Annotated in this window: 21 protein-coding genes and 1 tRNA gene; 12 read left to right on the forward strand and 10 right to left on the reverse strand. The window is 31.6% G+C overall.

Annotated elements, in window-relative coordinates; translation table 11 throughout:
- Positions 1-14 precede the first annotated feature (14 nt).
- Positions 15-287, forward strand: coding sequence for an HU family DNA-binding protein (locus AC3IF2_RS06615; RefSeq protein ID WP_489166282.1), 273 nt, complete (start codon positions 15-17; stop codon positions 285-287).
- Positions 288-377: 90 nt separating this feature from the next.
- Complete coding sequence (locus AC3IF2_RS06620) at positions 378-935, forward strand: YqgE/AlgH family protein (protein WP_489166283.1); 558 nt, start codon at positions 378-380, stop codon at positions 933-935.
- Here the strand turns inward: AC3IF2_RS06620 and AC3IF2_RS06625 are convergent.
- On the reverse strand, positions 932-1759 hold the full coding sequence (locus AC3IF2_RS06625) for an aminotransferase class IV (RefSeq protein ID WP_489166284.1): 828 nt from the start codon (positions 1757-1759) through the stop codon (positions 932-934). The two genes, AC3IF2_RS06620 and AC3IF2_RS06625, sit on opposite strands and share 4 nt — an antisense overlap.
- Positions 1760-1873: 114 nt before the next feature.
- Positions 1874-2254: an START-like domain-containing protein gene (locus tag AC3IF2_RS06630; RefSeq protein ID WP_489166285.1), complete on the reverse strand. Its 381-nt coding sequence runs from the start codon at positions 2252-2254 to the stop codon at positions 1874-1876.
- Positions 2255-2383: 129 nt separating this feature from the next.
- On the opposite strand from AC3IF2_RS06630, the gene AC3IF2_RS06635 reads away from it, so the two are divergent.
- Positions 2384-2457: transfer RNA gene (locus AC3IF2_RS06635), tRNA-Met, on the forward strand.
- Positions 2458-2511: 54 nt separating this feature from the next.
- Here the strand turns inward: AC3IF2_RS06635 and AC3IF2_RS06640 are convergent.
- Together AC3IF2_RS06640 and AC3IF2_RS06645 are read right to left on the reverse strand one after the other, a co-directional pair.
- Complete coding sequence (locus AC3IF2_RS06640; RefSeq protein WP_489166286.1) at positions 2512-3258, reverse strand: M15 family metallopeptidase; 747 nt, start codon at positions 3256-3258, stop codon at positions 2512-2514.
- 452 nt (positions 3259-3710) lie between these two features.
- On the reverse strand, positions 3711-4880 hold the full coding sequence (locus AC3IF2_RS06645) for a THUMP domain-containing class I SAM-dependent RNA methyltransferase (protein ID WP_489166287.1): 1170 nt from the start codon (positions 4878-4880) through the stop codon (positions 3711-3713).
- A gap of 111 nt (positions 4881-4991) precedes the next feature.
- On the opposite strand from AC3IF2_RS06645, the gene AC3IF2_RS06650 reads away from it, so the two are divergent.
- The gene (locus tag AC3IF2_RS06650) at positions 4992-5717 is read left to right on the forward strand and encodes an SAM-dependent methyltransferase (RefSeq protein WP_489166288.1); all 726 of its coding nucleotides are present in this window, start codon (positions 4992-4994) and stop codon (positions 5715-5717) included.
- The gene (locus AC3IF2_RS06655; RefSeq protein ID WP_489166289.1) at positions 5714-6403 is read left to right on the forward strand and encodes a ZIP family metal transporter; all 690 of its coding nucleotides are present in this window, start codon (positions 5714-5716) and stop codon (positions 6401-6403) included. The genes AC3IF2_RS06650 and AC3IF2_RS06655 overlap by 4 nt, the downstream gene beginning before the upstream one ends.
- Here the strand turns inward: AC3IF2_RS06655 and recQ are convergent.
- Complete coding sequence (gene recQ / locus AC3IF2_RS06660) at positions 6400-8592, reverse strand: DNA helicase RecQ (RefSeq protein ID WP_489166290.1); 2193 nt, start codon at positions 8590-8592, stop codon at positions 6400-6402. The genes AC3IF2_RS06655 and recQ overlap by 4 nt on opposite strands.
- Positions 8593-8675: 83 nt before the next feature.
- Between recQ and AC3IF2_RS06665 the strand changes: the two genes are divergently transcribed.
- The 5 genes from AC3IF2_RS06665 to AC3IF2_RS06685 are packed head-to-tail and all read left to right on the forward strand — an operon-like array spanning position 8676 to position 12598.
- Positions 8676-9641, forward strand: coding sequence for a KpsF/GutQ family sugar-phosphate isomerase (locus AC3IF2_RS06665; protein WP_489166291.1), 966 nt, complete (start codon positions 8676-8678; stop codon positions 9639-9641).
- Position 9642: 1 nt separating this feature from the next.
- Complete coding sequence (gene tatC, locus AC3IF2_RS06670; RefSeq protein WP_489166292.1) at positions 9643-10458, forward strand: twin-arginine translocase subunit TatC; 816 nt, start codon at positions 9643-9645, stop codon at positions 10456-10458.
- A gap of 36 nt (positions 10459-10494) precedes the next feature.
- Positions 10495-11094: a YdeI/OmpD-associated family protein gene (locus AC3IF2_RS06675; protein WP_489166293.1), complete on the forward strand. Its 600-nt coding sequence runs from the start codon at positions 10495-10497 to the stop codon at positions 11092-11094.
- A gap of 2 nt (positions 11095-11096) precedes the next feature.
- Positions 11097-11837: an LPS export ABC transporter ATP-binding protein gene (gene lptB, locus AC3IF2_RS06680; RefSeq protein ID WP_489166294.1), complete on the forward strand. Its 741-nt coding sequence runs from the start codon at positions 11097-11099 to the stop codon at positions 11835-11837.
- A gap of 59 nt (positions 11838-11896) precedes the next feature.
- On the forward strand, positions 11897-12598 hold the full coding sequence (locus AC3IF2_RS06685; protein WP_489166295.1) for a tetratricopeptide repeat protein: 702 nt from the start codon (positions 11897-11899) through the stop codon (positions 12596-12598).
- Positions 12599-12679: 81 nt separating this feature from the next.
- Here AC3IF2_RS06685 and AC3IF2_RS06690 read toward each other — a convergent pair whose 3' ends face one another.
- The 5 genes from AC3IF2_RS06690 to AC3IF2_RS06710 all read right to left on the reverse strand — a co-directional run bounded on the left by AC3IF2_RS06690 (position 12680) and on the right by AC3IF2_RS06710 (position 19162).
- Complete coding sequence (locus AC3IF2_RS06690; RefSeq protein WP_489166296.1) at positions 12680-13348, reverse strand: hypothetical protein; 669 nt, start codon at positions 13346-13348, stop codon at positions 12680-12682.
- Between the two features lie 275 nt (positions 13349-13623).
- Positions 13624-13989 (reverse strand): hypothetical protein, encoded by a 366-nt coding sequence (locus AC3IF2_RS06695; RefSeq protein ID WP_489166921.1) that lies wholly within the window; start codon positions 13987-13989, stop codon positions 13624-13626.
- Positions 13946-14911 carry a PorP/SprF family type IX secretion system membrane protein gene (locus AC3IF2_RS06700; protein WP_489166297.1) on the reverse strand — a complete coding sequence of 322 codons (966 nt, stop codon included), beginning with the start codon at positions 14909-14911 and terminating at the stop codon, positions 13946-13948. Before AC3IF2_RS06700 ends, AC3IF2_RS06695 begins: the two co-directional genes overlap by 44 nt.
- 23 nt (positions 14912-14934) lie before the next feature.
- Positions 14935-18225, reverse strand: coding sequence for a T9SS type B sorting domain-containing protein (locus AC3IF2_RS06705; protein WP_489166298.1), 3291 nt, complete (start codon positions 18223-18225; stop codon positions 14935-14937).
- A gap of 133 nt (positions 18226-18358) precedes the next feature.
- A complete protein-coding gene (locus AC3IF2_RS06710) occupies positions 18359-19162 on the reverse strand; it encodes a CDP-alcohol phosphatidyltransferase family protein (protein ID WP_489166911.1) in 804 nt (267 codons plus the stop codon).
- A 109-nt stretch (positions 19163-19271) separates the two neighbouring features.
- Here AC3IF2_RS06710 and AC3IF2_RS06715 point away from each other — a divergent pair, with 109 nt between their 5' ends.
- Together AC3IF2_RS06715 and AC3IF2_RS06720 are read left to right on the forward strand one after the other, a co-directional pair.
- Entirely contained in the window at positions 19272-21131 is a 1860-nt protein-coding gene (locus AC3IF2_RS06715; protein WP_489166299.1) for a DNA topoisomerase IV subunit B, read from the forward strand.
- Positions 21131-23776: a DNA gyrase/topoisomerase IV subunit A gene (locus tag AC3IF2_RS06720; protein WP_489166300.1), complete on the forward strand. Its 2646-nt coding sequence runs from the start codon at positions 21131-21133 to the stop codon at positions 23774-23776. Before AC3IF2_RS06715 ends, AC3IF2_RS06720 begins: the two co-directional genes overlap by 1 nt.
- Positions 23777-23779 lie beyond the last annotated feature (3 nt).

The raw sequence follows: 23779 nt of genomic DNA on the forward strand, positions 1-23779 counted from the left end.
TTAATTTTTTAATTATGAACAAATCAGAATTAATAGAAACTATGGCTGCTGATGCAGGAATTTCTAAAGCTGCTGCTAAAAAAGCTTTAGATAGTATGATGGGATGTGTAGAAGGTACACTTAAAAAAGGAGGAAGAGTTTCTTTAGTAGGTTTTGGTTCTTGGTCAGTTACTAAAAGAGCTGCTAGAGATGGTAGAAATCCACAAACTGGAAAGGCTATTAAAATAGCTGCTAAAAATGTAGTAAAGTTTAGACCAGGTGCTGAATTAAAAGGTTCTGTAAACTAAAAATAGTTTAAAGAAATAGAAAGACCTTCATAATAATGGAGGTTTTTTTTTGTTATAAATTTTGTTATATTAGTTGAATATTAATCTATTATGTATACTGTAAAACCTTCTAAAGGAAAACTTTTGATCGCCGAGCCATCTATATTAAACGATTCTTCGTTTAATAGATCAATCATTTTGCTTTCTGAACATAATGATGAAGGTGCAGTAGGTTTTATTATTAATAAACCATCTACTTATACCATTAGTGACTTAATACCTGAGATAGATTCTGACTTAAGAATTTATAATGGGGGGCCAGTTTCAAAAGAGAATTTATACTTTGTTCATCGTGTACCAGAATTGATACCAGATAGTGTAGAAATTGGTGAAGGTATTTTTTGGGGAGGAGATTTCGATAGTGTTCAACAATTACTTGAGGACGGTACTTTGTCACCAAAAGATATTCGATTCTTTTTAGGATATTCTGGATGGAGTAAAGAACAGTTACAAGATGAATTAGATACTACCTCTTGGAAAGTAATTGAAAATAAATTCAAAAATATCTTTGGTGTTCCTCACAAAAATTTCTGGAAAGATGAATTAATGAAATTTGGCGGAGAGTATCAAATCTGGGCAAACGCCCCCGAAAATCCTAGCTTAAATTAAGCCAATAAAGCCAACGCGTTTAATTTCTTACTTAGTTTCTCTGTAACTTCTTTGCTATAAGTTTTTCTTCTATACTTGGTAATGGGTTGAATTCCTACAATTGCATTTGTAATAAAGACTTCGTCTGATTTTTGTAATTCAAAAGGTGAAATTTCGGTTTCTTCGATAGTTAATTCTTCATCCTTATTAATTATTTCAATTAATTTCTTTCTAACTATGCCTTTAATACAGCCTTCTGTCAATGCAGGGGTTAAAATAGTATTTCCTTTAACTAAAAAAATATTTCCATTAATAGCTTCAACCAAATGTATTTTTTCATTTAATAATAAGCAATTGTTATAACCATTTTCAGATTTAAAGATACTTGCTACAACATTGATCAAACGGTTATTTGACTTAATCGTTGACAATAATCCTGAATGGATATAATGGTCTTTAAATAACTCTACCTCATAAGTTTCAGCAATAGTTTCTATAAGTCCACTTGCTTCGATAAGAAAATCTGTTGAGTTATTTGCAGGATTATATAGCCCGCCTTCTTTTCTATAAACTGAAAAACGAACGCGAGCATTGTCTAAATTGAGAATAGCTAAAAGCTTTAGTATTTCATCCTCAAAATATTCTAATGTAAAGTTCATTGCCATTTGCATACGTAACATACGAGTAGATGCCATTAATCTAAAATAATGATCTTCAACAAAAATCACTTTTCTATTTTTTATTTTAATGGTTTCAAAAATTGCATCACCATATTTAAGAGCTCTGTTCTCTGTAGAAATCGAAACACTAGATTTAGGTAAAACTTTACCGTTAAAGTTAATCATCAAGATAATTATTAGTTGCGAGCAAAAATACAGAATGTTAGGCTATTCTTTTTAGGTTTAAAGCTAAAAAAAGCCTTAAAATTAAGGCCTATCATATTCTTTGTTGGAAGTATTTTATGCTCCTATGGTATGTTTAAGTTCATCAACTTGATTTTCCCAAAACATTTTAGACTCTTCAACTTCATCTTCATCTGCAAAAGCAGTTACAATTAAGGAAACATCTTTGGTTATATCGTCTACCTGAATCTTAAATTCAAAATAAGTGTCTTCATCTTCTTCTAACCATTTAAAACGAATACGCTCATTGTTTTTATAAGATACTCTTTTGGCTTGTTCTTCAGAATCATCCCAAATAAAAGTAAAGACATCACTACGAGAATTAACGTTGTCTGCAAACCACTCACCTAGCCCATCTGGTGTAGATAAATATTGGTATAAAAAGTTTGGTGATGAGTGTATTGGAAACTCTATTTCGAACTTAACTTTATCGGACATTTATTAATTTTAATTTTACTAAGGATGACAATATATATATTATTTGTTTTAAAAAAAACTTTTTACAAAAAATTAAATACGTTTACTTGTAGCCAATAAATTTGTTTTTATATTTGCAACCGCAAAAATGGCGAGGTAGCTCAGATGGTTAGAGCGCAGGATTCATAACCCTGAGGTCGGCAGTTCAATTCTGCTCCTCGCTACAAAAAAACCCAAGCAAATTGCTTGGGTTTTTTAATTAATATGAGTTAGTATATTTAAAATAATAGATTTCTATTTATACCCATAATATTATTTTTTGTATAGGTTTTAATAAAAGACTCTGTAAAGTGCTGGCGACCCAATAATTCTTGCTTTTTTAACAGCTCTTGCACTTCTCTTTCTCTATATGCCTTTAACATAGGCTTACCTAATTCTGCAAAACTATAATGCCAAGGTTCGTATTTAAATCCTTTTCTTGAATGATCATTTGTGTAGACTTGATAGAATCCATACTTATGTGCGTTAATATCCATCCATTCTCTGAATGTTTTATAAATCCCATAACCATGGAAATTTTTTGTACTTAGTGGATATCTGGAAGTTTTAATTCTACCATTCACTACATCTATTTCAGTTCCCCAATGATGTCGAGAACTACCTGGTATAGCTGTATAACGAATATTACTATAAACAGCTTCTTTAGGTGTTAACTTTCTTGAGCGGTAACGTTTATATTTACGAGTCCAAATTAAATTTTGGTGATTAAAACTTCTGTAACTAGATACTACTCGTATAGTAAATCCATCTCTTTCTGCGTGACGGCTCATTTCTTGAAAAGCTTGATGAGCTTTCTTCAACATTCTATAACCTTTACCATACAGTTGAGGATTTCCTCTACCAATTAAATCCTTCTCTGTAAATGATAAACTTTCTGTGGTATTTGTAAAAGCTAGATTAGGACTAGCTATAACAGCAATACCAGCAAAAGTAGATGACTTTAAAAAATTTCTTCTAGAGTTCACTTTGATTATTCAATTAGCAAATAAAACTTGTTATCATTTTAAATCTAAACGAAACACTATGACTCCTCCCTAAATAGTAAGATTCGTTTTAAAATTTTCTAAAATCTAAATTACTCTAATGGTATTCTTTTCTAAAATAGTTTAACTCTTAATTATTAACAATATTTCGCATTGTAATAGTATTAGAAAATAAAAAAAATAATTATTTACAACTATCTTATTATCAATCAATTAATATTAATTTTTTATAATTAAAATAATTGATTTTTATTAACAAAAAAACTTAAAAGCGAAAGTTGAGTACGATAGAAATACTTATACAAATAGACTAAAATTGTAATTCTATAAATTAAAATAGATCGTTATCAATGAAGTGTTGCGAGAGTGGCTCAGTTAGATAAAGCGTTAACCTTCCAGACTGAATATCGTCAGTTCAAACCTAGTCTTACGTTCTAGTTTTTAGAAAATTGTTTATTAACTTTTTTACTGCCTTTATACATTTCATATTTTACAAAGCGACATTCTAATTTTCCGTTAAATACTTTGATCTTTTTTGAAGTACGTAGGCCTACATTTTTTAGACCTTGTTCAAAATCTGAAGTAATTAACCATGCATCTGTGTCTGTATACCCTTGTTTTAAGGTATTACCAATTTCTTTATAAAATATAGGAACATCTATCTCTAGGCGCTCTCCATAAGGCGGATTGAACAAGACAATCGTTTTACCTTCAATAGTTTTTTCTGTATTAAAAAAATTCTCTTGCTCTATCTTAATGAAATCATCTAGATTAGCATTCTTTACGTTATCGAATGCTTTTCGTACTGCAGATGGAGCTTTATCTAAACCTATGATTTCCTTATCAGAAGATCTGATCCTCTTCAATAAAGACTCTCTTATTTTTTCGAATAAGTCCTCATCAAAATCTTTCCAACGTTCAAAACCAAACTCTCTGCGATTAATATTTGCTGGTATATTGTTAGATATCATAGCGGCTTCTATCAAAATAGTACCACTTCCACACATAGGATCAATAAAGTGTTGGGTTCCATCATAACCACTTAATAACACTAATCCTGCTGCTAACACTTCATTAATAGGTGCAATGTTCGTAGCACTTTTATATCCTCTTTTGTGTAATGAATCTCCTGAACTATCTAATGAAACTGTACAAAATTCTCTTTGAATATGAATGTTTAACTGTACGTTAGGATGCTTAATATCTATATTTGGTCTTATTCCAAATTTATTTCTAAAATAATCTACTATAGCATCTTTAGATTTTAAAGCTGCATAATGTGAATGTGTAAAATTATCTGAATTTACAACTGCATCTATAGCAAAAGTCTCTTCTTGGGTAAAATACTTTTCCCACTTAATAAATTGCAATTGCTTATATAAATCATCTTCGTTTCTTACTTTAAATTTTCTAATTGGTTTCAATATTCTTACAGATGTACGCAAGGCTAAATTTGCTTTGTACATAAAACCATTATCGCCAACAAAAGAAACGCTACGTATACCTTCTTTTACATCCATAGCACCTAATTGACGTAATTCTTTTGCTAGCAAGTTTTCAAAACCAAACATGGTTTTCGCAACCATTTTAAAGTTCTCATTCATTCTAAAAATATTTCTGCAAAAGTACAGTAATTTACTGTGATTAAAGCTTAGAACTGTCTATTGAAATTCCTATGAATTGATTTCTTACTTTTGTGTTTCGTATTACATGTAATGGATAATAAAAATTGGTTTCAATATTGGTTTAATTCTAAGTATTACCATATTCTATATCAAGATAGAAATGATGATGAAGCTCAATTATTTATGTGCAATCTTACTTCTTTTCTAAAATTAAAAACTAGTAGCAAAATTTTAGATTTACCTTGCGGGAAAGGGCGTCATTCTGTTTTCTTAAATTCTTTAGGTTACAACGTCGTAGGTGCAGATCTTTCAAAAAACAGCATTAAATATGCCAAGCAATTCGAAAATAATACTTTAAAATTTGAGGTGCACGATATGCGAAATCCCTTACAGTTAAGATATGATGCTATTTTTAACTTGTTTACCAGTTTTGGTTATTTTGATGATGATGAGGCAAATATAGAAGTCTTAAAAAATTTAAAAAAAGGATTAAAAAAAGAAGGAGTGTTAGTAATAGATTTTTTAAATACAGATTATGTTAGAGAACATCTAATTACTCAAGAAATACAAACAAAAAACGGTATCGAGTTCAAAATCGATAGGTCTATAAATACAGATTTTATTGTAAAAGATATTCATTTTAAAGCAGATGCTGAAAATTATCACTTTACTGAATATGTTCGAAATATTGATTTAGAAACTTTTAAAGGATATATAAACAAAGCAGGTTTGAAATTAAAACATATATTTGGTGACTACAATTTAAATTCTTTTAAAAAAGAAAACTCAACTCGACTAATTTTAGTGTTAGAATGAATTTTATCACCTTAATTTTATCAGTTCTTTTTGGAGTACTTGTAGTACTTGTTTTAAAACCAAAGACCAAGCTAATTCAACTGCTTTTATCTTTTAGTGGTGCTTATTTATTATCAATAACTGTTTTGCATTTAATACCTGAAGTATTTGAGTCGCATCAAACAAATATTGGGCTCTTTATATTATTAGGTATTTTATTACAAACAATCTTAGAATTCTTTTCTAAAGGAGCGGAACATGGTCATATTCATGCTCATTCTGCTCTAACAACAGTGCCTTGGTTACTTTTTATAAGTTTAAGTATACATGCCTTTGTAGAGGGAATTCCGTTAAATTCAACTGAAAACAATACCTTGCTTTGGGGAATTGTAATTCATAAAATACCAGTAACCATAGTATTAGCTGCTTTTTTATTAAATTCTAATTTATCTAAATCCGTAGCATATACAATCATTATTGCTTTTGCCTTAATGAGTCCTTTAGGTCTTTTATTTTCAGAAAATAGTTCTTTTTTTCATCAATATCATACTCAGATAACCGCAGTAATTATTGGTGTATTTTTACATATAGCAACTGCAATTCTTTTTGAAAGTTCACAGAATCATCAATTCAATATTAAAAAATTTGTGGTAGTTCTATTAGGGTTTGGATTAGCTTTTTTGAGTACGCAATATTTAGGACATTAATTGGCTACCTGACTAATAAACTTAATTCTCATTAGACGTAATTCTTCTTCATCATAATCACCATCAAACTCATCTAAAGCTTCTTGAATACGGTCGTTTTCGGCTTCCATAAAGTATTCATAAATTTCTTCTTGTTGTTCTTCATCTAATAAGTCGTCGATACTATAATCTATGTTCAATTTAGTACCCATATAAACTATGCGTTCCATCTCTTTCGTTAACTCGCCCATAGTAAGGCCTTTAGACTTTGCAATATCTCCTAAAGGAATTTTTTTATCTGTATTTTGAATAATAAACAGCTTTAATGAAGAGTTTAAACCTGCACTTTTAACAACAAGATCATCAGGCTTAACAATATCATTATCTTCTACATATCTCGAAATTAATTCGATGAAAGATTGACCATATTTTTTAGCCTTACCATCTCCTACTCCATGCACATTAGAAAGCTCTTCAATAGTTGTAGGATATTTTAGGGTCATATCCTCTAAAGAAGGATCTTGAAAAACGGCAAATGGAGGTACACCTTTCTTTTTACCTACACTTTTTCTAAGATCTTTAAGCATTTGCATTAACCGATCATCTACAGCACCACCAGAACTCTTAGTGTTTGTTATAATAGTAGCATCATTATCAGTTGCATACACATGATCTTCAGTCATCATAAAAGAAACAGGGGTTTGAATAAAGTTGAGTCCTTTTTTAGTGACTTTCAAGACGCCATATTGTTCTATTTCTTTACTTACATATCCAGCAACTAAAATCTGGCGAATAAGTGCCATCCAATGTGACCCGTCTTTATCTTTACCAACTCCAAAGAAAGGTTTTTTATCAGTCTTACGTGATTTAAGCAATGCATTTTCTTTACCAACTATGGTATTTACAATCTCTTTAGATTTATATTCTTGATTAGTATCTCTAATAACTTCAAGCAAGATTTTAACATCATTTTTAGCTTCTTTCTTCTTTTTTGGATTACGGACATTATCATCCATATCAGCTCCGTCACCATTCACTTCATCAAATTCTTCACCGAAATAATGTAGCAAGAACTTACGGCGAGACATAGAAGTTTCGGCATACGATACTACTTCCTGTAAAAGTGCATGACCAATGTCTTGCTCAGCAACTGGTTTGCCCGATAAAAATTTTTCTAACTTTTCAATATCTTTATAAGCATAGAATGCAAGACAATATCCTTCTCCTCCATCTCTACCTGCTCTACCAGTTTCTTGATAATAACTTTCTAAACTTTTAGGAATATCATGATGTATTACAAAACGAACATCTGGTTTATCGATACCCATACCAAAGGCTATGGTTGCAACCACAACATCAGCATCTTCCATCAAGAACATATCTTGATGCTTTGCTCTTGTTTTAGCATCTAAGCCTGCATGATATGGTATTGCTTTTATTCCATTTACCTGAAGAATCTGAGCAATTTCTTCCACCATTTTACGGCTGAGACAATAGATAATGCCTGATTTTCCTGCATATTGTCGGACAAACTTTATAATATCTTTTTGTACTTCTTTAGTCTTTGGACGAACCTCATAAAATAAATTAGCTCTATTAAAAGATGCTTTAAAAGTTGTAGCATCTGTCATCGCTAAGTTTTTTAAAATATCCTCTTGAACTTTTGGTGTTGCTGTCGCAGTTAAACCAATAATAGGAACATCGTCGATCTTCTTTATAATGTTTTTGAGATTTCTGTACTCTGGTCTAAAATCGTGCCCCCACTCAGAAATACAATGCGCTTCATCAATAGCCACAAATGAGATATTTTGATCTTTTAAAAAATCTACATATTCTTCTTTGGTTAATGATTCTGGAGCTACATATAGTAGTTTGGTAATACCACTTCTAATATCATCCATTACCTGATTTACCTGTGTCTTATTTAAAGATGAATTTAAAACATGTGCGATACCGTGTTCAGTTGATATTCCGCGCAAAGCGTCAACTTGGTTTTTCATTAAAGCAATCAGAGGAGAAACAACAATAGCGGTACCCTCTTGAACTAAAGCTGGTAATTGATAGCAAAGTGATTTACCTCCACCAGTGGGCATAATTACAAAGGTATTCTGACCAGCAAGGATACTATTTATTACTTGTTCTTGTAATCCTTTGAACTGACCAAAACCAAAATATTTTTTTAAAGCTGCGTGTAGGTCTAATTTTGTCACGACGGGTAAAAATTTATCTATTATTTTAGATACATTTGCAAATAGTTACTAATATCTTTTTTTTTATAAAACCTAAAATAATTTTGAGCCTCAAAAAAAATATTCTAGATATTGCTAAGCAAACTATTTCTATTGAAAGTAAAGCGATAACGAATTTAATAAATTTTTTGGATAAAGACTTTGAAAATGCCGTTAAATTTATATTAAATAACAACGGTAGAGTTGTCGTTACTGGTATTGGCAAGAGTGCTAATATTGCTAATAAGATTGTTGCTACTTTAAATTCTACCGGCACTCCAGCAATTTTTATGCATGCGGCAGATGCAATTCACGGTGATTTAGGTATTGTACAAAAAGACGATGTAGTGGTCTGTATTTCTAAAAGCGGCAATACCCCAGAAATCAAAGTATTACTACCTCTTATTAAAAATTCTGAAAATAAAATAATAGCAATAACTGGCAATAAAGATTCTTTTTTAGGGCAAAACGCTGATTTTGTTTTGAATTCTTATGTAGAGCAAGAGGCATGTCCTAATAATTTAGCACCCACAACTAGCACAACTGCACAATTGGTTATTGGCGATGCTTTGGCAGTTTGTTTACTTGAGATGAAAGATTTTACAAGTAACGATTTTGCAAAGTATCATCCAGGTGGTTCTTTAGGTAAAAGACTCTATTTACGTGTTAACGATCTTGTAGATAAAAACGCTAAACCCGAAGTTTCGCTTGAAGCATCTATAACAGATGTAATTATAGAAATTTCTGAAAAACGTTTGGGAACAACTGCCGTTACAAAAAATGATGATGTAGTTGGCGTTATTACAGATGGAGATATTAGAAGAATGCTTAAAAATAACCAAAGCATTGATGGGCTAACTGCTCAAGACATAATGAGTCCAAACCCAAAGACTATAGAAAGCACTGCTATGGCTATCGATGCCTTAGAATTAATGGAGACTCATAACATCACCCAACTTTTAGTTGCTGATGATAATAAATATCTTGGGGTTGTACATTTACATGATATTTTAAAAGAAGGAATTATTTAAGATGGCAAAAAGCGAGCAAGGAGAAATGTCGTTTTTAGACCATCTTGAAGTACTTAGATGGACATTGGTAAGGTCTACTCTTGCTGTATTGATTGCAGCGTCTGGAGCATTTATTATGAAAGAATTCATCTTTAATAAAATAATTCTTGCACCAAAAGATGCTTCTTTTTTTACTTATCGTTTTTTATGTTCAGTATCCAAGCAATTTGGCACTAATGGCTTGTGCATAGATAGTATTCCTTTTATTGTTCAAAGTAGAACGATGGCTGGACAATTCTCTGCTCATATTTGGACTTCGATTACTGCAGGATTTATTATCGCTTTCCCATATATTTTATGGGAAATTTGGAAATTTATCAAACCAGGTTTATATGCTAAAGAACGAAAAAATGCTAAAAGTTTTATTATAGTTTCTTCATTTCTTTTCTTTATCGGAGTTTTATTCGGTTATTATGTAATTACTCCACTTTCAGTTAATTTTTTAGGTAATTATTTAGTAGCAGATCAGGTAAAAAATAATATAGATCTAAGTTCTTATATAGGATTGATAAGAGCCTGTGCCCTTTCTGCCGGATTAATGTTCGAGCTACCAATTATTATTTTCTTTTTAACTAAGCTTGGCTTAGTTACGCCAGAATTTTTGAGAAAATATCGTAAGTATGCATTAGTACTTGTATTAATACTTGCTGCCTTAATTACTCCTCCAGATGTAATCAGTCAAGTAATTGTAGCTATTCCAATGATTATTTTATATGAAATAAGTATTACTATTTCAAAAATCATTATCCGAAAAGAGAAAAAAGCTGCCACTACTTAATTTCTTTATAATTTTGTTTAGATTCAACTTTTTAAAATGGAAACTCAAGAAAAGATAGACAAGTACATAGCCAAACAAACAAAATATAAAGATGCACTTATTAAATTAAGAACACTTTTGATGTCTACTGAGTTAAAGGAAACTGTAAAATGGGGAATGCCTACTTACACAGTTAATGACAAAAATGTTATAGGTATTAGCGCTTTTAAGAATCATTTTGGAATGTGGTTCTTTAACGGAGCATTATTAAAGGATACGCATAAAGTACTAAAGAATGCTCAAGAAGGCAAAACGCAAGCCATGAGGCAATTAAGATTTGAAACTATTGATGATATTGACGAAAATTTGGTTTTAGGTTATGTAAAAGAAGCTATTGAAAATCAAAAAAAAGGGTTGGTAGTAAAGTTAGTTAGAAAACCTAAAAAATTAGTCATCCCAAAAGAGTTAAGCGCTTCATTTAATGCTAATACTGAATTTAAAAAAGCGTTTGACTCTTTAACACCAAGCAAGCAAAGAGAATATGCAGAGCATATTATAGAAGCCAAAAAAATTGAAACAAAACAAAAAAGAATAGAGAAAATAACACCTATGGTTTTGAGTGGAGTTGGTTTAAATGATAAATATAAAAATTGTTAAGTTTGATTTTAAGAGCAGAAAATATTCAAAAAGTTTATGGTAGTCGTAAAGTTGTAAAAGGCATTTCACTACAAGTTGAGCAAGGAGAGATCATTGGATTGTTAGGACCTAATGGTGCTGGCAAAACTACTTCTTTCTATATGATCGTTGGTATGGTAAAACCTAATGAGGGTAAAATCTTTCTTGACAATGAAGATATTACTAATGATTCAATGTATAAACGTGCTCAAAAAGGTGTGGGTTACTTAGCTCAAGAAGCTTCTGTATTTAGAAAATTATCTGTAGAAGATAATATAATGGCAGTACTACAATTTACTGATCTTACAAAAAAACAGCAAAAAGAAAAATTAGAATCCTTAATTGATGAATTCAGTTTAGGGCATGTACGTAAAAATCGTGGTGACTTACTTTCTGGTGGTGAACGCAGGCGTACAGAAATAGCGAGAGCATTAGCTTCAGATCCTAAATTTATATTATTAGATGAACCTTTTGCGGGTGTAGACCCTATTGCTGTAGAAGACATACAGAGTATTGTAGCGCACCTTAAAGACAGAAATATTGGTATACTAATTACTGATCACAATGTACAAGAAACATTGGCTATTACTGATAAAACCTATTTAATGTTCGAAGGTGGTATCTTAAAAGAAGGTACGCCACAAGAACTAGCAGATGATGAAATGGTGCGTAAAGTATATCTAGGCGAAAGCTTTGAACTAAAAAAGAATCGATTTTATAATTAATTTACTGTTACTAAATTAATTTTCTGTCGTCTTATTTAGAAAATCAATACCAAATCGACATGAAAAATTCTTCTTTATTTTCATTATTTATTCTATTACTTATTTTTTTAGGGTGTGTATCAAAATCAAATGATCCTGAGTTTTTAAATCAATTTAGCGGAAACTATTTATATACCGAAGATGAATTAGTTAAAGTGCATTCCGCTAATAATGAACTCCTTATTGATTGGCGTGGCGCTACTAATATTAAACCTTTAAAAACTGGAGATAATACTTTTTTTGTAAAAGAAATGAATGCAAAAATTCAGTTTCTAGTAAATCCTAATGACGAAAAAGAATATTTAGTTTTTGTTCCTAAAGATAGAGATAGTTCTTTAAAATATGTACATGTAAAAGTATCTGAGGATTATAAAACACCTAATCAATATTTATCTGAAAATAATTACGAAAAGGCTCTAGAAGGGTATTTAAATATCAAACAAAAAGATTCTTTAAATGTAATAATAGAAGAGCGTAAATTAAATAGACAAGGTTATCGCTACTTAAGAGATGATGATATAGAAAAGGCGATTAATATCTTTAAAATTAACATTGCTCTATATCCTGAAAGTGCTAATGTATATGATAGCTATGCTGAAGCTCTTTTAAAGAAAGGTGACACTCTGGGTTCAATAGAGAATTATCAAAAATCTCTAAGGTTAGATTCTGGTAATAGACGTGCAAAAAGACAACTTGAAAAGTTACAAAACAACGATCAATAAGACTATATAAAACTATTTCATTCTTCAAAACAAAAAGCCGCTAGAACTTTTTCTAACGGCTTTTCTTTTATATTAAGAGGCTTATTCACATCTTCCTAAGAAATCTTCTTCATGTTGATTTAAATGTCCCCAAATGGCATTTACACTTACACAAATAGTTATTCCTTTATGACAGATATATACTTTTTTATTATTCTTATGACAATATTCATATTCTTGATCGTCGTCACCACTATCAATATCATCATCGTTTGAATCATCATTATCATCTGAGCTGTCATCACTACAAACTTCAAGAGCAGTTTGAATAACACCTTCTAATTCTTCTACACTATTAATTACAGTTTCAACGCCCTCAGCATCTAATAAAGTTACAGGAAATAGTATATAGTAAGAATTTGTTGCTGTTAAAGTAGTATTAAAAAAATCTAATAATTCTTCATCACTATTAACCGTTATTTTTTGAGGTGTAGGATTATCTCCATAATACGCATTAAATGTTACTGGATACTTAAACCCTGAACATTCTGGTAATGATGATTGAGATTTTTGATTTATTGTACTGTTATTTAAATTAATTTCAGCTAATTTTATAATTAGCTCAGTTACTCTAGAGTTCTTTGTCATTAAATTACTTGTATCATCAAGTATAACATCCTCTTTGCTATCACAAAATGTTAAAAACAGCAGTGGTAAACACAAAAGTGATTTAAAAAAAGTTGATTTAAGAATAGTAGTTTTTATTTTCATACTTATAAAGTTTAATGAATATTAGAGCTGTTAACTATTTAAATGAAATATAAATGTTTAGTGACATTATATCTCTGTATATATATAACAACTTGAAAGTTAAAAATCCTAAGCTAGACCTTAATTTTTTTAATGAAGTGAATTGATTCTTGTAAATAATTACGCTGTTTCTTCTCTGTTAGCCTCTCTTCCGTAATTGTTTTCTGCAAAGAAGAACACCATAGCAATAAGATCAATTAATGTTTCTAAGTTAAAGTTTTTCATATTTAAATAATTTATTTTCCTTCACCAGTTTCTACTCCTAAAACTTTTCCTTTTTTATCTACTAATAGTATATAATCCCAATTTTTTCTCTGAACCTTGAATCTATATACTTTAGTTCCGTTAGAGCTTTTAGAAAAAGTAGCTTGATCTTCTATCTTGTAACCTGAGTAATTCTTAAGCGTACTCTTTACAGCTTTAGGCACATCCGCAGTTGCTATTTTATTTTCTCTTTGCTTATCTTTTTGTTGAGCAGCTGTATTATTTATTCCGAAAAGAATAAAACTAGCTACAACAATTAATTTTAAATATTTCATCTTTTGAATTTTTAATAGTTTAGTTTCTACTCCAGCTAGTATTTGAGCTTCTTTCAAAGTCATAACCCAGTGTTATTAAATGTGTGCCAGCATTATTTAAGTCAGCAGCAGCATTAATATTCCATTGAAAAGCATAGCCAACATAGAATTGATCCTTTTTTAAACCTAATAATCCTGCAATAGAAGAAGGTTCAAAACTTTGATCATTAATAAATCTACCATTAACACCTGCCCACATGTAACCAGTATCTGTGATCTTACGTGCTTTAAAATTGAGATCTGTTATAGATCGACCATCTCCTTCGAACAATTTAAAATAGATTGAAGGTTCATACTCATATTCTTCATTCTGGCCCGTGAATTTATATCCAGTATACACATAATAATTTCTAAGTTTAACAGGCTCAGTATTATCGAATATCTTTAAACTCTTATTTAAAATATTTGATGCGTTAAAACTGAAAAAGAATTCTTCCAATCTGTATAAAAATCCTACTTCGAAATTATGATTTGACGTTGAAGGAGATGCACCAATACTAGGGTCGGTAACAGGATCTTCACCACCAGTTGTGAAATCTTCAGTATCAATTTTAAAATGATTGAATTTATAAGAAATGCCTAATGATAAGTACTGCTCATTTGCATCATTTAAAGTTAAATGGTGTGCATAAGATAATTGCCCACCTAATTGTTTAGTGTTACCATTTTTATCATTATAAAGTAATACTCCAACACCAGAACGTTCATTGTTCAACCGAGTATCGAATGATAAGGTTTGTGTATTAGGCGCATTTTTTAGGCCTAACCATTGCGCAACACCACTTAAGCGTAATCTACTATAATCGTCACTATATCCTGCATATGTAGGTGAAATAACAAATGGATTTTCAACTAGATATTGTGAATACGGCGATAATTTAAATTCTTGAGCTCTGGCAAAAAAGCTACAAGTAAAAATTATTAGTATTAAGACTATTTTTTTCATCGGTTTGTAGGGCTTTTTGTTGATTAACGGTAAAGTGTAACATTACCTTTAAACTCTCTGTCATCGGTTGGCTCATTCAACTTGACTATATACCAGTAATCACCTGAAGGTAGTTCTTTACCTTTATAACGGCCATTCCAGCCATTATCTTGGTTGTTACCACTAAACGTTCCAATTAAGCGTTGGTATCTATCAAAAATCTTAACAGCTATGTTAGGATACAATTCAATATTTCTAGGATACCACGTATCATTATGAGTATCATCATTAGGTGTAAAGAAATTTGGAATTTCTATATCTTTAAACTCAACTATTTCTTCTACTATACATCCTCTAGCATCTCTAACATAGAAAGTATAGAATCCTGCGCTTGGTGGAATAAATATATTACTCGATCCAAAATCTTCATCAGTTACTTCTGGTGAAACATTTTCTGAAGGGTTTTTAAGCATAGCATATTCATAATCTGGCGTTCCATTTACAGCATTAACTATATAATCTCTTAAAGCTGGTGAACTTACATGTTGATCTACCGTAAAAGTCACTGGTGTATAATTATCAATAACAATATCTATAGGCTCAGCAGTACATCCTGTAGAATTCTGGCGCACAGTAACTGTATGTTGACCTTGTGATACATCTTCGAAAACTCCAGTACTATTAGAAGAACCTCCATCCAATTGATAAGTTACATCGTTGGCGAATTCAGCAGCGACAGTAGCTGTAATGGTATTTACCGCTCCTTCACAAGAGAATCCACCCTCAGCTTCAAATTGCAAATCAATTTGTTCAAGAAGTGTAATTGACTCTATAATATCACAAGTGTTTACACCTTTATCTTTACGGATAATGATTTGATAATCACCTTTTGGTAATCCAGAGAAAGTTGAGTTTGATTGGAAATTTGTACCTCCATCTATACTATAAGATATTGTATTACCTGCACTATTTTGTGAAATATTGACTGTAATACTTCCATCTGAACCTTGATAACAAAGTACATCTTGTTTTACAACTTCGTATTCAATTTCTTCGTCAAAATCTATATTAGCAATTGTAGTAGTTGTACAATTATTAGCATCTCTAACAGTAATAGTGTGGTTACCTTCTTGAGTCGTTTCAAATATGTTAGAGGTTTGGAATGCACTACCATCCATACTATATTCATACTCATTTGTACCTCCAGTAAATATGGTGCCTCCGTTACCAGTAACTTCAATTCTTCCACTAAGAGAATTACCATTACAAGGCATTATATTATCTAAGACAACATTACTTGCTGTTAACAAAGTAGGCTCTTGGACTTGGAAATTAAAAGTATCGAAACAACCATCTGTATTCGTAACTCTTACAGTATAGGTCCCAATATCTAATCCATTAAATGTATGAGATTTTGCAGTAATCGCGCCTGTATTTGCTAAGGTAGTACCTCCTTGTGATAATACATATGTAAAAGTAGCAGCGTCATCAGTAACACTAACTGTAACTCCGCCATCTGCACTGTCTTTACATAAATTATCAAAAGGTGTAAATTCTACATCTAAGCCGAGTACTGTAACTGTACGCGTAGTTACTGTACATCCTACTTTTGTTTGTGTACAAGTATATACCCCTGGTCCGGTAACCGTAATTATTTTAGAGTTTGCGGCTAATAGATTGTTATCTTCATCTCTCCACTCATATATATTATAGCCATCATCTCCTGTAATTGTTAGGTTGTTATTACAAAACTGTAATACAGTATCAAATTGACATGAACTAGTATCAACAAAAAGTAGCATGGCTCCTTCATTACCTAATCCACAACCATTTATGCCATTAAGTCCAGGTTGCCCTGTAATATTTGTACCTGAAGTTTCCCCATCATATGAAGACTCTAAGCTATTTTCTAAAATATTTGTACATGCATCTGAGTAGTCAAAACATTGATCTGAAGCTGTAACTTGGTATCTTATGTCGTATGCCGCATTAGCAGGATCAGATTCTCTCAAAACAAGATTATTTGGTATAATAAATTCTAAAACCACCAACCCATTTGCATTTGTACTTCTAGTATAAGTAACTCCTGAGGGTAATTCTATTGTGCTTTCATTTAACGTTACATTAAATGGTAATGTATTTCTTATTATTGTATTTTGCGCATTGTCAGTACCAATATTCTGAAAATTAAGATTATACCATACTACTGCTCCTAATGGAACTGGTGAGTTTAATGTAATCTGATTTCCGGAAGTATCTTCAACACTCGTAAGAACTTGTAGTGTCGGTTCAATAATATTTACAGAAAAGGTATTTAAAAAAGTATAAATCCAGTCACCTCCAACATCATTTCTAACTCTTACAGTTGCTCCTGTTTCATTATTGCCTATTAAGTTATTACCAGCATTTAAAGCGGTTAAATCGAGTAGTTTTTGATCCCAACCCAAAGTATTTTCACTATTAAGATTTCTATCTGCTACTATAACACCATTGTCAGTAATTCGACTATTAAAGAAATTATCTACTGGATTAGCCGCATCATATAAGTCTGTAAAAGTTGCATTATTATCAGCTCTAAATTGCATTCTATCTCCTTGCCAACTATAATCACCTTCTAAAGCCGCAACACCTACTTTTCCCTCAACTGGCCCTGATGGCGGAGTAACAAATCCAGAATAATTAAATGGAACTACAGTATTAGAATTATTTACAGCAGAAAAACCATCAAAAGTAGAAATATATTTACGTGGTTCATTAGGATCTTCATAAACAATTACTAAAGACCAACCAGCAGCCGCATCTTGTCCTATATTTGTACTTATATTAGCCACAAAGTATTCACCAGACGCATTACCAGACGTGTTTAATAAATTTGTTACATCTTTATAATAAACTAAATCTAAATTCTCTCTTAATGCAGTATTAGAAATATCCGCAACAATATCCTGATAAGTACCACCAGGAACTTTAAACTTAACCTGATTTGGTGCAGGAGTGGATGGTGCGGTTTCTGCTCCCCAATATAAACCAGCATATACAACTCTATTACAAGCATTGGTTGTAAAAGTAGCACTACTTGAACTAAATGTACTTGTGTCATTATCGATATCGACAAACACCATGTCTATAAAGTTATTCTGAGTTGTACCATTATATGGTGTATTACTCGTAGGACCAAGAATGGAGTTTCCAATAATCGTTAATTCACCATTGATCCCAGTACTTTCATACCTTTTCTCAAAAGGAACAGTCGTTTGCGAATAAATTAAAGTGGGGATTATTAAAAAAATTGCTAAAAGCAAAACAGCCTTAGCATGATTAATGGCTTGATTCATAACAAATGTTTAGCGATTACTTACACTAAACGAACAAAACCATACAATTATTTTCTTATAATGCTTCTAAGATTTAAAAATTAACATTGAAATAATTTAAATAGCTGATTTTCAATTATTTAAATATATTGGATCATTTCTCTTTTATTAAAGAAAGTAAAATGTAAAGTAAAATTATAATTGGAATGGCTACAAACTTCAACAAAATTAAAAGTACTATTGAAACTATTAAAAAAACTATTTCTATTAAATTATTCTTAATAGAGAAGTTTTTGAGTTTCAGAGAAAATAAAGGTAATTCTATATTCATTAGAATTGATAACCCAAGTGTTACTACGGTTAAAAAGTATTTATTATTAATTAGGTCAATTGCAAATTGATGCTCTCCAAAACTTATAATTAATGGTAACGAAATAACAAAAAGTGCCATTGCTGGCGTTGGTAGGCCTATAAAAGATGTTGTTTGCCGTTCATCAATATTAAACTTAGCTAATCTATAGGCAGCAGCAAGTGTAAGCAATAATCCTACAAATGGTAGTATATGGATTTTAGTGCTAAATAATGCTAAATCTCCTGTATTCTCAAATAAAGTCCAATTACCAATTTCACAAGATAATCCATCTAACCAATCCTTATGAATTGATCTTATAAACAATTGAAACATAACAATTCCTGGCACAACTCCAGATGTCACCATATCTGCAAGAGAATCTAACTGAATACCAAAATCACTCTGAACATTTAATTTTCTAGCTACCAATCCATCAAAAAAATCAAAAAAGATACCTAATAGAACAAAAAAAGCTGCTTCAATTAATCGATCGGTTGCAGCTAACATCACTGCAATTACACCACTAAGCAGATTTAGTAGTGTTATAATATTTGGAATGTGTTTTTTAATGATTTTAGGTTTTAGTTTGGGTAAATTTAAAGAAATAAATCATATATCTAGTTCTTAATTTCACTGTTAATAAATTATCTGTAATCGATTTCATTTTTTAGTATGAAGTAGTATTTTAGCAAATCTGCATAATTTATAATTATTAATGGCTAAACAAACAACTTATACCGAAGAAAATATACGCTCGCTCGACTGGAAGGAACATATAAGAATGCGCCCGGGTATGTATATTGGTAAGTTAGGTGATGGTTCTTCTCCTGATGATGGTATTTATATTTTGATAAAAGAGGTCATCGATAATTCTATTGATGAATATGTGATGGGAGCCGGTAAAACCATTGAGATTTCGGTAAAAGACAAAAATGTTTCTATTCGAGATTATGGTAGAGGAATCCCTTTAGGGAAAGTAGTAGACGTGGTTTCTAAGATGAATACTGGTGGTAAGTACGATTCTCGAGCATTTAAGAAATCTGTAGGATTAAATGGAGTTGGTACTAAAGCTGTTAATGCGCTTTCTTCACATTTTAAGGTACAATCTGTACGTGATGAAAAAACAAATATTGCAGAATTCGAAAAAGGCGAATTAACTGTAAACGAGGGACCACAACCTTCATCACTACGTAAGGGAACTAAGGTAAGTTTTGTGCCAGATGAATCTATATTTAATAAGTATAAGTATAGAAATGAGTACATTATAAAAATGATTAAGAACTATATTTATCTAAATCCTGGGTTGACTATAGTTTTTAATGGTGAAAAGTATTTTTCAGAAAATGGATTAAAAGATCTATTGGAAGAGAATATTGTTGAATCAGATATGCTCTACCCTATCATTCACTTAAAAGGTGATGATATAGAAGTGGCCATAACACACAGTAAAACTCAATATAGCGAAGAATATCATTCATTTGTAAACGGCCAGCATACTACTCAAGGTGGAACTCACCAAAATGCATTTAGAGAGGCAGTTGTAAAGACTGTTCGTGAATTTTTTGGAAAAAATTATGAAGCTTCAGATATCAGAAAATCAATTGTTTCTGCTGTTTCAGTTAAAGTAATGGAGCCAGTTTTTGAAAGTCAGACAAAAACAAAATTAGGCTCTACAGAAATGGGAGGTGGCTTACCAACAGTGAGAACGTTCATCAATGATTTTGTAAAAACAAATCTCGATAACTACCTACATAAAAACCCAGAAACGGCTGAAGCTTTACAAAGAAAGATTTTACAAGCTGAAAGAGAACGTAAAGATCTTTCTGGTATACGCAAATTAGCTCGTGAACGCGCTAAAAAAGCAAGTTTACATAATAAAAAACTTCGCGATTGCCGTGTTCACCTCAACGATATGAAAAAAGACAATCGTCTCGATAGTACGTTGTTTATCACTGAGGGCGATTCTGCAAGTGGTTCTATCACAAAATCACGCAATGTGAACACTCAGGCAGTTTTTAGCTTACGCGGTAAGCCATTGAACTCATTTGGTATGAACAAAAAGATTGTTTATGAAAATGAGGAATTCAATCTATTACAAGCTGCTTTAAATATAGAAGATGGCATCGAGAATTTGCGCTATAACAACATAGTAATTGCTACAGATGCTGATGTAGATGGTATGCATATTCGGTTACTACTAATTACGTTTTTTCTGCAATTCTTTCCTGAATTAATCAAAGAAGGACATCTGTATATTCTTGAAACTCCATTATTTAGGGTAAGAGACAAGAAAGATACACATTATTGTTATTCTGAAGATGAAAAACAAAAAGCTATGAAAAAATTAAGAGGAAAAGCAGAAATTACACGCTTTAAGGGTCTTGGTGAAATATCACCTAATGAATTTGCTCATTTTATTGGCGGAGATATGCGTTTAGACCCTGTAATGTTAGATCGAGAAATGTCTATTGAACAACTACTTACTTTTTATATGGGCAAAAACACACCTGATAGGCAAAAATTTATAATAGAAAATCTTAAAGTTGAACTAGATTTAGTTGAGGAAGAAGTATAATGCAAGAAGATAACAACCAAGAAGAACATTTAGATAGTAACGAAGAAGTCAATCAAAAAGATATTTCTCCGCAAGAAACTATAACACGTGTTAGCGGCATGTATAAAGACTGGTTTCTAGATTATGCTTCATATGTAATTCTAGAACGTGCGGTGCCAGCTATAGATGATGGTTTTAAACCTGTTCAGCGTCGTATCATGCAGTCTATGAAAGATTTAGATGATGGACGTTACAATAAGGTTGCTAACTTAGTTGGTCATACCATGCAATATCATCCTCATGGTGATGCAAGTATTGCTGATGCTATGGTGCAATTAGGGCAAAAAGAGCTTTTAATTGACATGCAGGGTAACTGGGGAAATATACTTACAGGTGATCGTGCAGCAGCTTCACGTTATATTGAAGCACGTTTATCAAAATTTGCTTTAGAAGTTGTATTTAACCCTAAGACTACTGAATGGCAAGCTTCTTACGATGGTAGAAGAAAAGAGCCAGTTGATCTACCAGTTAAATTTCCTTTGCTATTAGCACAAGGAGCCGAAGGTATAGCCGTTGGACTTTCAACAAAGATTTTACCTCACAACTTCAATGAATTAATTGATGCCTCTATTAAGCATTTAAAAGGTCGTAGTTTTAAGTTAGTTCCAGATTTTTTAACAGGTGGTATTGCTGACGTTACCAATTATAATGATGGACTGAGAGGCGGCAAAGTTAGAGTGCGTTCTAAAATATCTCAATTAAATAAAAATACATTAATAATAAATGAGTTACCATACGGAACTACAACTTCTACTTTAATAGATTCTATCCTTAAGGCAAATGAAAAAGGAAAGATAAAAATAAAACGTATAGAAGATAATACTGCCGCAGAAGTAGAGATTTTAGTGCATTTACCGAATGGTGTTTCACCAGACAAAACCATAGATGCACTATACGCTTTCACAAACTGCGAACAATCGATCTCTCCACTAGCTTGTATTATTGAAAATAACAAGCCAATCTTTATTGGTGCTACAGAAATGCTTCGTAGATCTACCGATCATACTGTAAGTTTGTTAAAACAAGAATTAGAGATCCAATTAGGTGAGCTTGAAGAGCAATGGCATTTTGCTTCGTTGGAGCGTATATTTATTGAAAATAGAATTTATCGTGATATTGAGGAAGAAGAAACCTGGGAAGGCGTTCTTAAAGCTATCGATAAAGGATTAAAACCTCATACAAAGCATCTTAAAAGAGCTGTTACTGAAGAAGACATCATCCGCTTGACGGAAATTAGGATTAAAAAGATATCTAAATTCGATATCGACAAGGCTAAACAGCATATAAAAGCACTTGAAGATAAAATTGCAGAAGTAAAGAAAAATCTAGCCAATCTTATTGATTATGCTATTGATTACTTTAAAAATCTAAAAACTAAATACGGAAAAGGAAAAGAGCGAAAAACCGAAATTCGAGTGTTTGAAGATATTGTAGCTAGTAAAGTAGCTATGAAAAATGCTAAACTCTATGTGAATAGAGAAGAAGGTTTTATTGGCACTTCGATGCGTAGAGATGAATTTGTGGTCGATTGTTCGGATATCGATGATATTATTGTCTTTAGAGAAGATGGTAAAATGATTGTTACTAAACTAGATTCTAAGACTTTCGTCGGAAAAGGCATAATACACGTTGCTGTGTTTAAAAAGAAAGATAAACGAACCGTATACAATATGATGTATCGTGACGGTAGGTCTGGGTCATCATACATGAAACGTTTTGCCGTAACTGGAATTACTCGAGATAAAGAATACGACCTAACAGCAGGCAACAAGGCGTCTAAGGTGCTATATTTCTCTGCAAACCCTAATGGAGAGGCAGAAGTGGTTACAGTCCATTTAAGAGCAGTAGGGAGCATTAAAAAACTTAAGTGGGATATAGATTTTGCTGATCTAGCCATAAAAGGAAGAGGTGTAAGAGGGAATACCGTCACCAAATACACTGTAAAACGTATTGAATTGAAAGAAAAAGGTATTTCTACCTTAAAACCTCGTAAGATTTGGTTTGACGATACGGTACAACGATTAAATGTAGATGCGAGAGGTGATTTGTTAGGTGAATTCACTGCCGAAGATAGATTATTAATCATCTACCAATCTGGTATTGTAAAGACTATTAGACCAGAATTGACTACGCATTTTGATGACGACATGATTGTTTTAGAAAAATGGATGCCAAATAAACCTATTTCAGCTGTGCATTATGATGGTGATAAACAACGCTATTTCGTTAAACGTTTTATGATTGACAATCCAAATAAAGAGGAAAAATTCATCACTGATCATCCAAAATCACAATTAGAAATTGTGGCTACAGATTTTAGACCTATGGCAGAAGTTATTTTCTCTAAACGTAGTCTCGATCCTATACAAATAAATTTTGAAGAATTTATTTCAATAAAAGGTATTAAAGCTGTTGGAAATCAATTGACTACAGAAAAAATAAAACAAGTTAATTTACTAGAATCGCTACCCTTTGAGCCTCCAAAAGAAGAAGATATAGAAGTGGTAGATGAAGAAGAGGTAAATTCTGAAGAAGATGCTCCTGTAAAGAAAAAAGACAACAAAATAGAGGAAAATAATGATGAGGGGCAAACTACCTTATTCTAGCTT

Source organism: Maritimimonas rapanae, assembly GCF_057837205.1.

Bases quoted from the DNA above. Each gene is read 5' to 3' on its own strand.
- AC3IF2_RS06615 (WP_489166282.1), top strand. From the start codon at position 15: ATGAACAAATCAGAATTAATAGAAACTATGGCTGCTGATGCAGGAATT.
- AC3IF2_RS06620 (WP_489166283.1), top strand. From the start codon at position 378: ATGTATACTGTAAAACCTTCTAAAGGAAAACTTTTGATCGCCGAGCCA.
- AC3IF2_RS06625 (WP_489166284.1), bottom strand. From the start codon at position 1,759: ATGATTAACTTTAACGGTAAAGTTTTACCTAAATCTAGTGTTTCGATT.
- AC3IF2_RS06630 (WP_489166285.1), bottom strand. From the start codon at position 2,254: ATGTCCGATAAAGTTAAGTTCGAAATAGAGTTTCCAATACACTCATCA.
- AC3IF2_RS06645 (WP_489166287.1), bottom strand. From the start codon at position 4,880: ATGAATGAGAACTTTAAAATGGTTGCGAAAACCATGTTTGGTTTTGAA.
- AC3IF2_RS06650 (WP_489166288.1), top strand. From the start codon at position 4,992: ATGGATAATAAAAATTGGTTTCAATATTGGTTTAATTCTAAGTATTAC.
- AC3IF2_RS06655 (WP_489166289.1), top strand. From the start codon at position 5,714: ATGAATTTTATCACCTTAATTTTATCAGTTCTTTTTGGAGTACTTGTA.
- tatC (WP_489166292.1), top strand. From the start codon at position 9,643: ATGGCAAAAAGCGAGCAAGGAGAAATGTCGTTTTTAGACCATCTTGAA.
- AC3IF2_RS06675 (WP_489166293.1), top strand. From the start codon at position 10,495: ATGGAAACTCAAGAAAAGATAGACAAGTACATAGCCAAACAAACAAAA.
- AC3IF2_RS06685 (WP_489166295.1), top strand. From the start codon at position 11,897: ATGAAAAATTCTTCTTTATTTTCATTATTTATTCTATTACTTATTTTT.
- AC3IF2_RS06690 (WP_489166296.1), bottom strand. From the start codon at position 13,348: ATGAAAATAAAAACTACTATTCTTAAATCAACTTTTTTTAAATCACTT.
- AC3IF2_RS06695 (WP_489166921.1), bottom strand. From the start codon at position 13,989: ATGACTTTGAAAGAAGCTCAAATACTAGCTGGAGTAGAAACTAAACTA.
- AC3IF2_RS06700 (WP_489166297.1), bottom strand. From the start codon at position 14,911: ATGAAAAAAATAGTCTTAATACTAATAATTTTTACTTGTAGCTTTTTT.
- AC3IF2_RS06705 (WP_489166298.1), bottom strand. From the start codon at position 18,225: ATGAATCAAGCCATTAATCATGCTAAGGCTGTTTTGCTTTTAGCAATT.
- AC3IF2_RS06715 (WP_489166299.1), top strand. From the start codon at position 19,272: ATGGCTAAACAAACAACTTATACCGAAGAAAATATACGCTCGCTCGAC.
- AC3IF2_RS06720 (WP_489166300.1), top strand. From the start codon at position 21,131: ATGCAAGAAGATAACAACCAAGAAGAACATTTAGATAGTAACGAAGAA.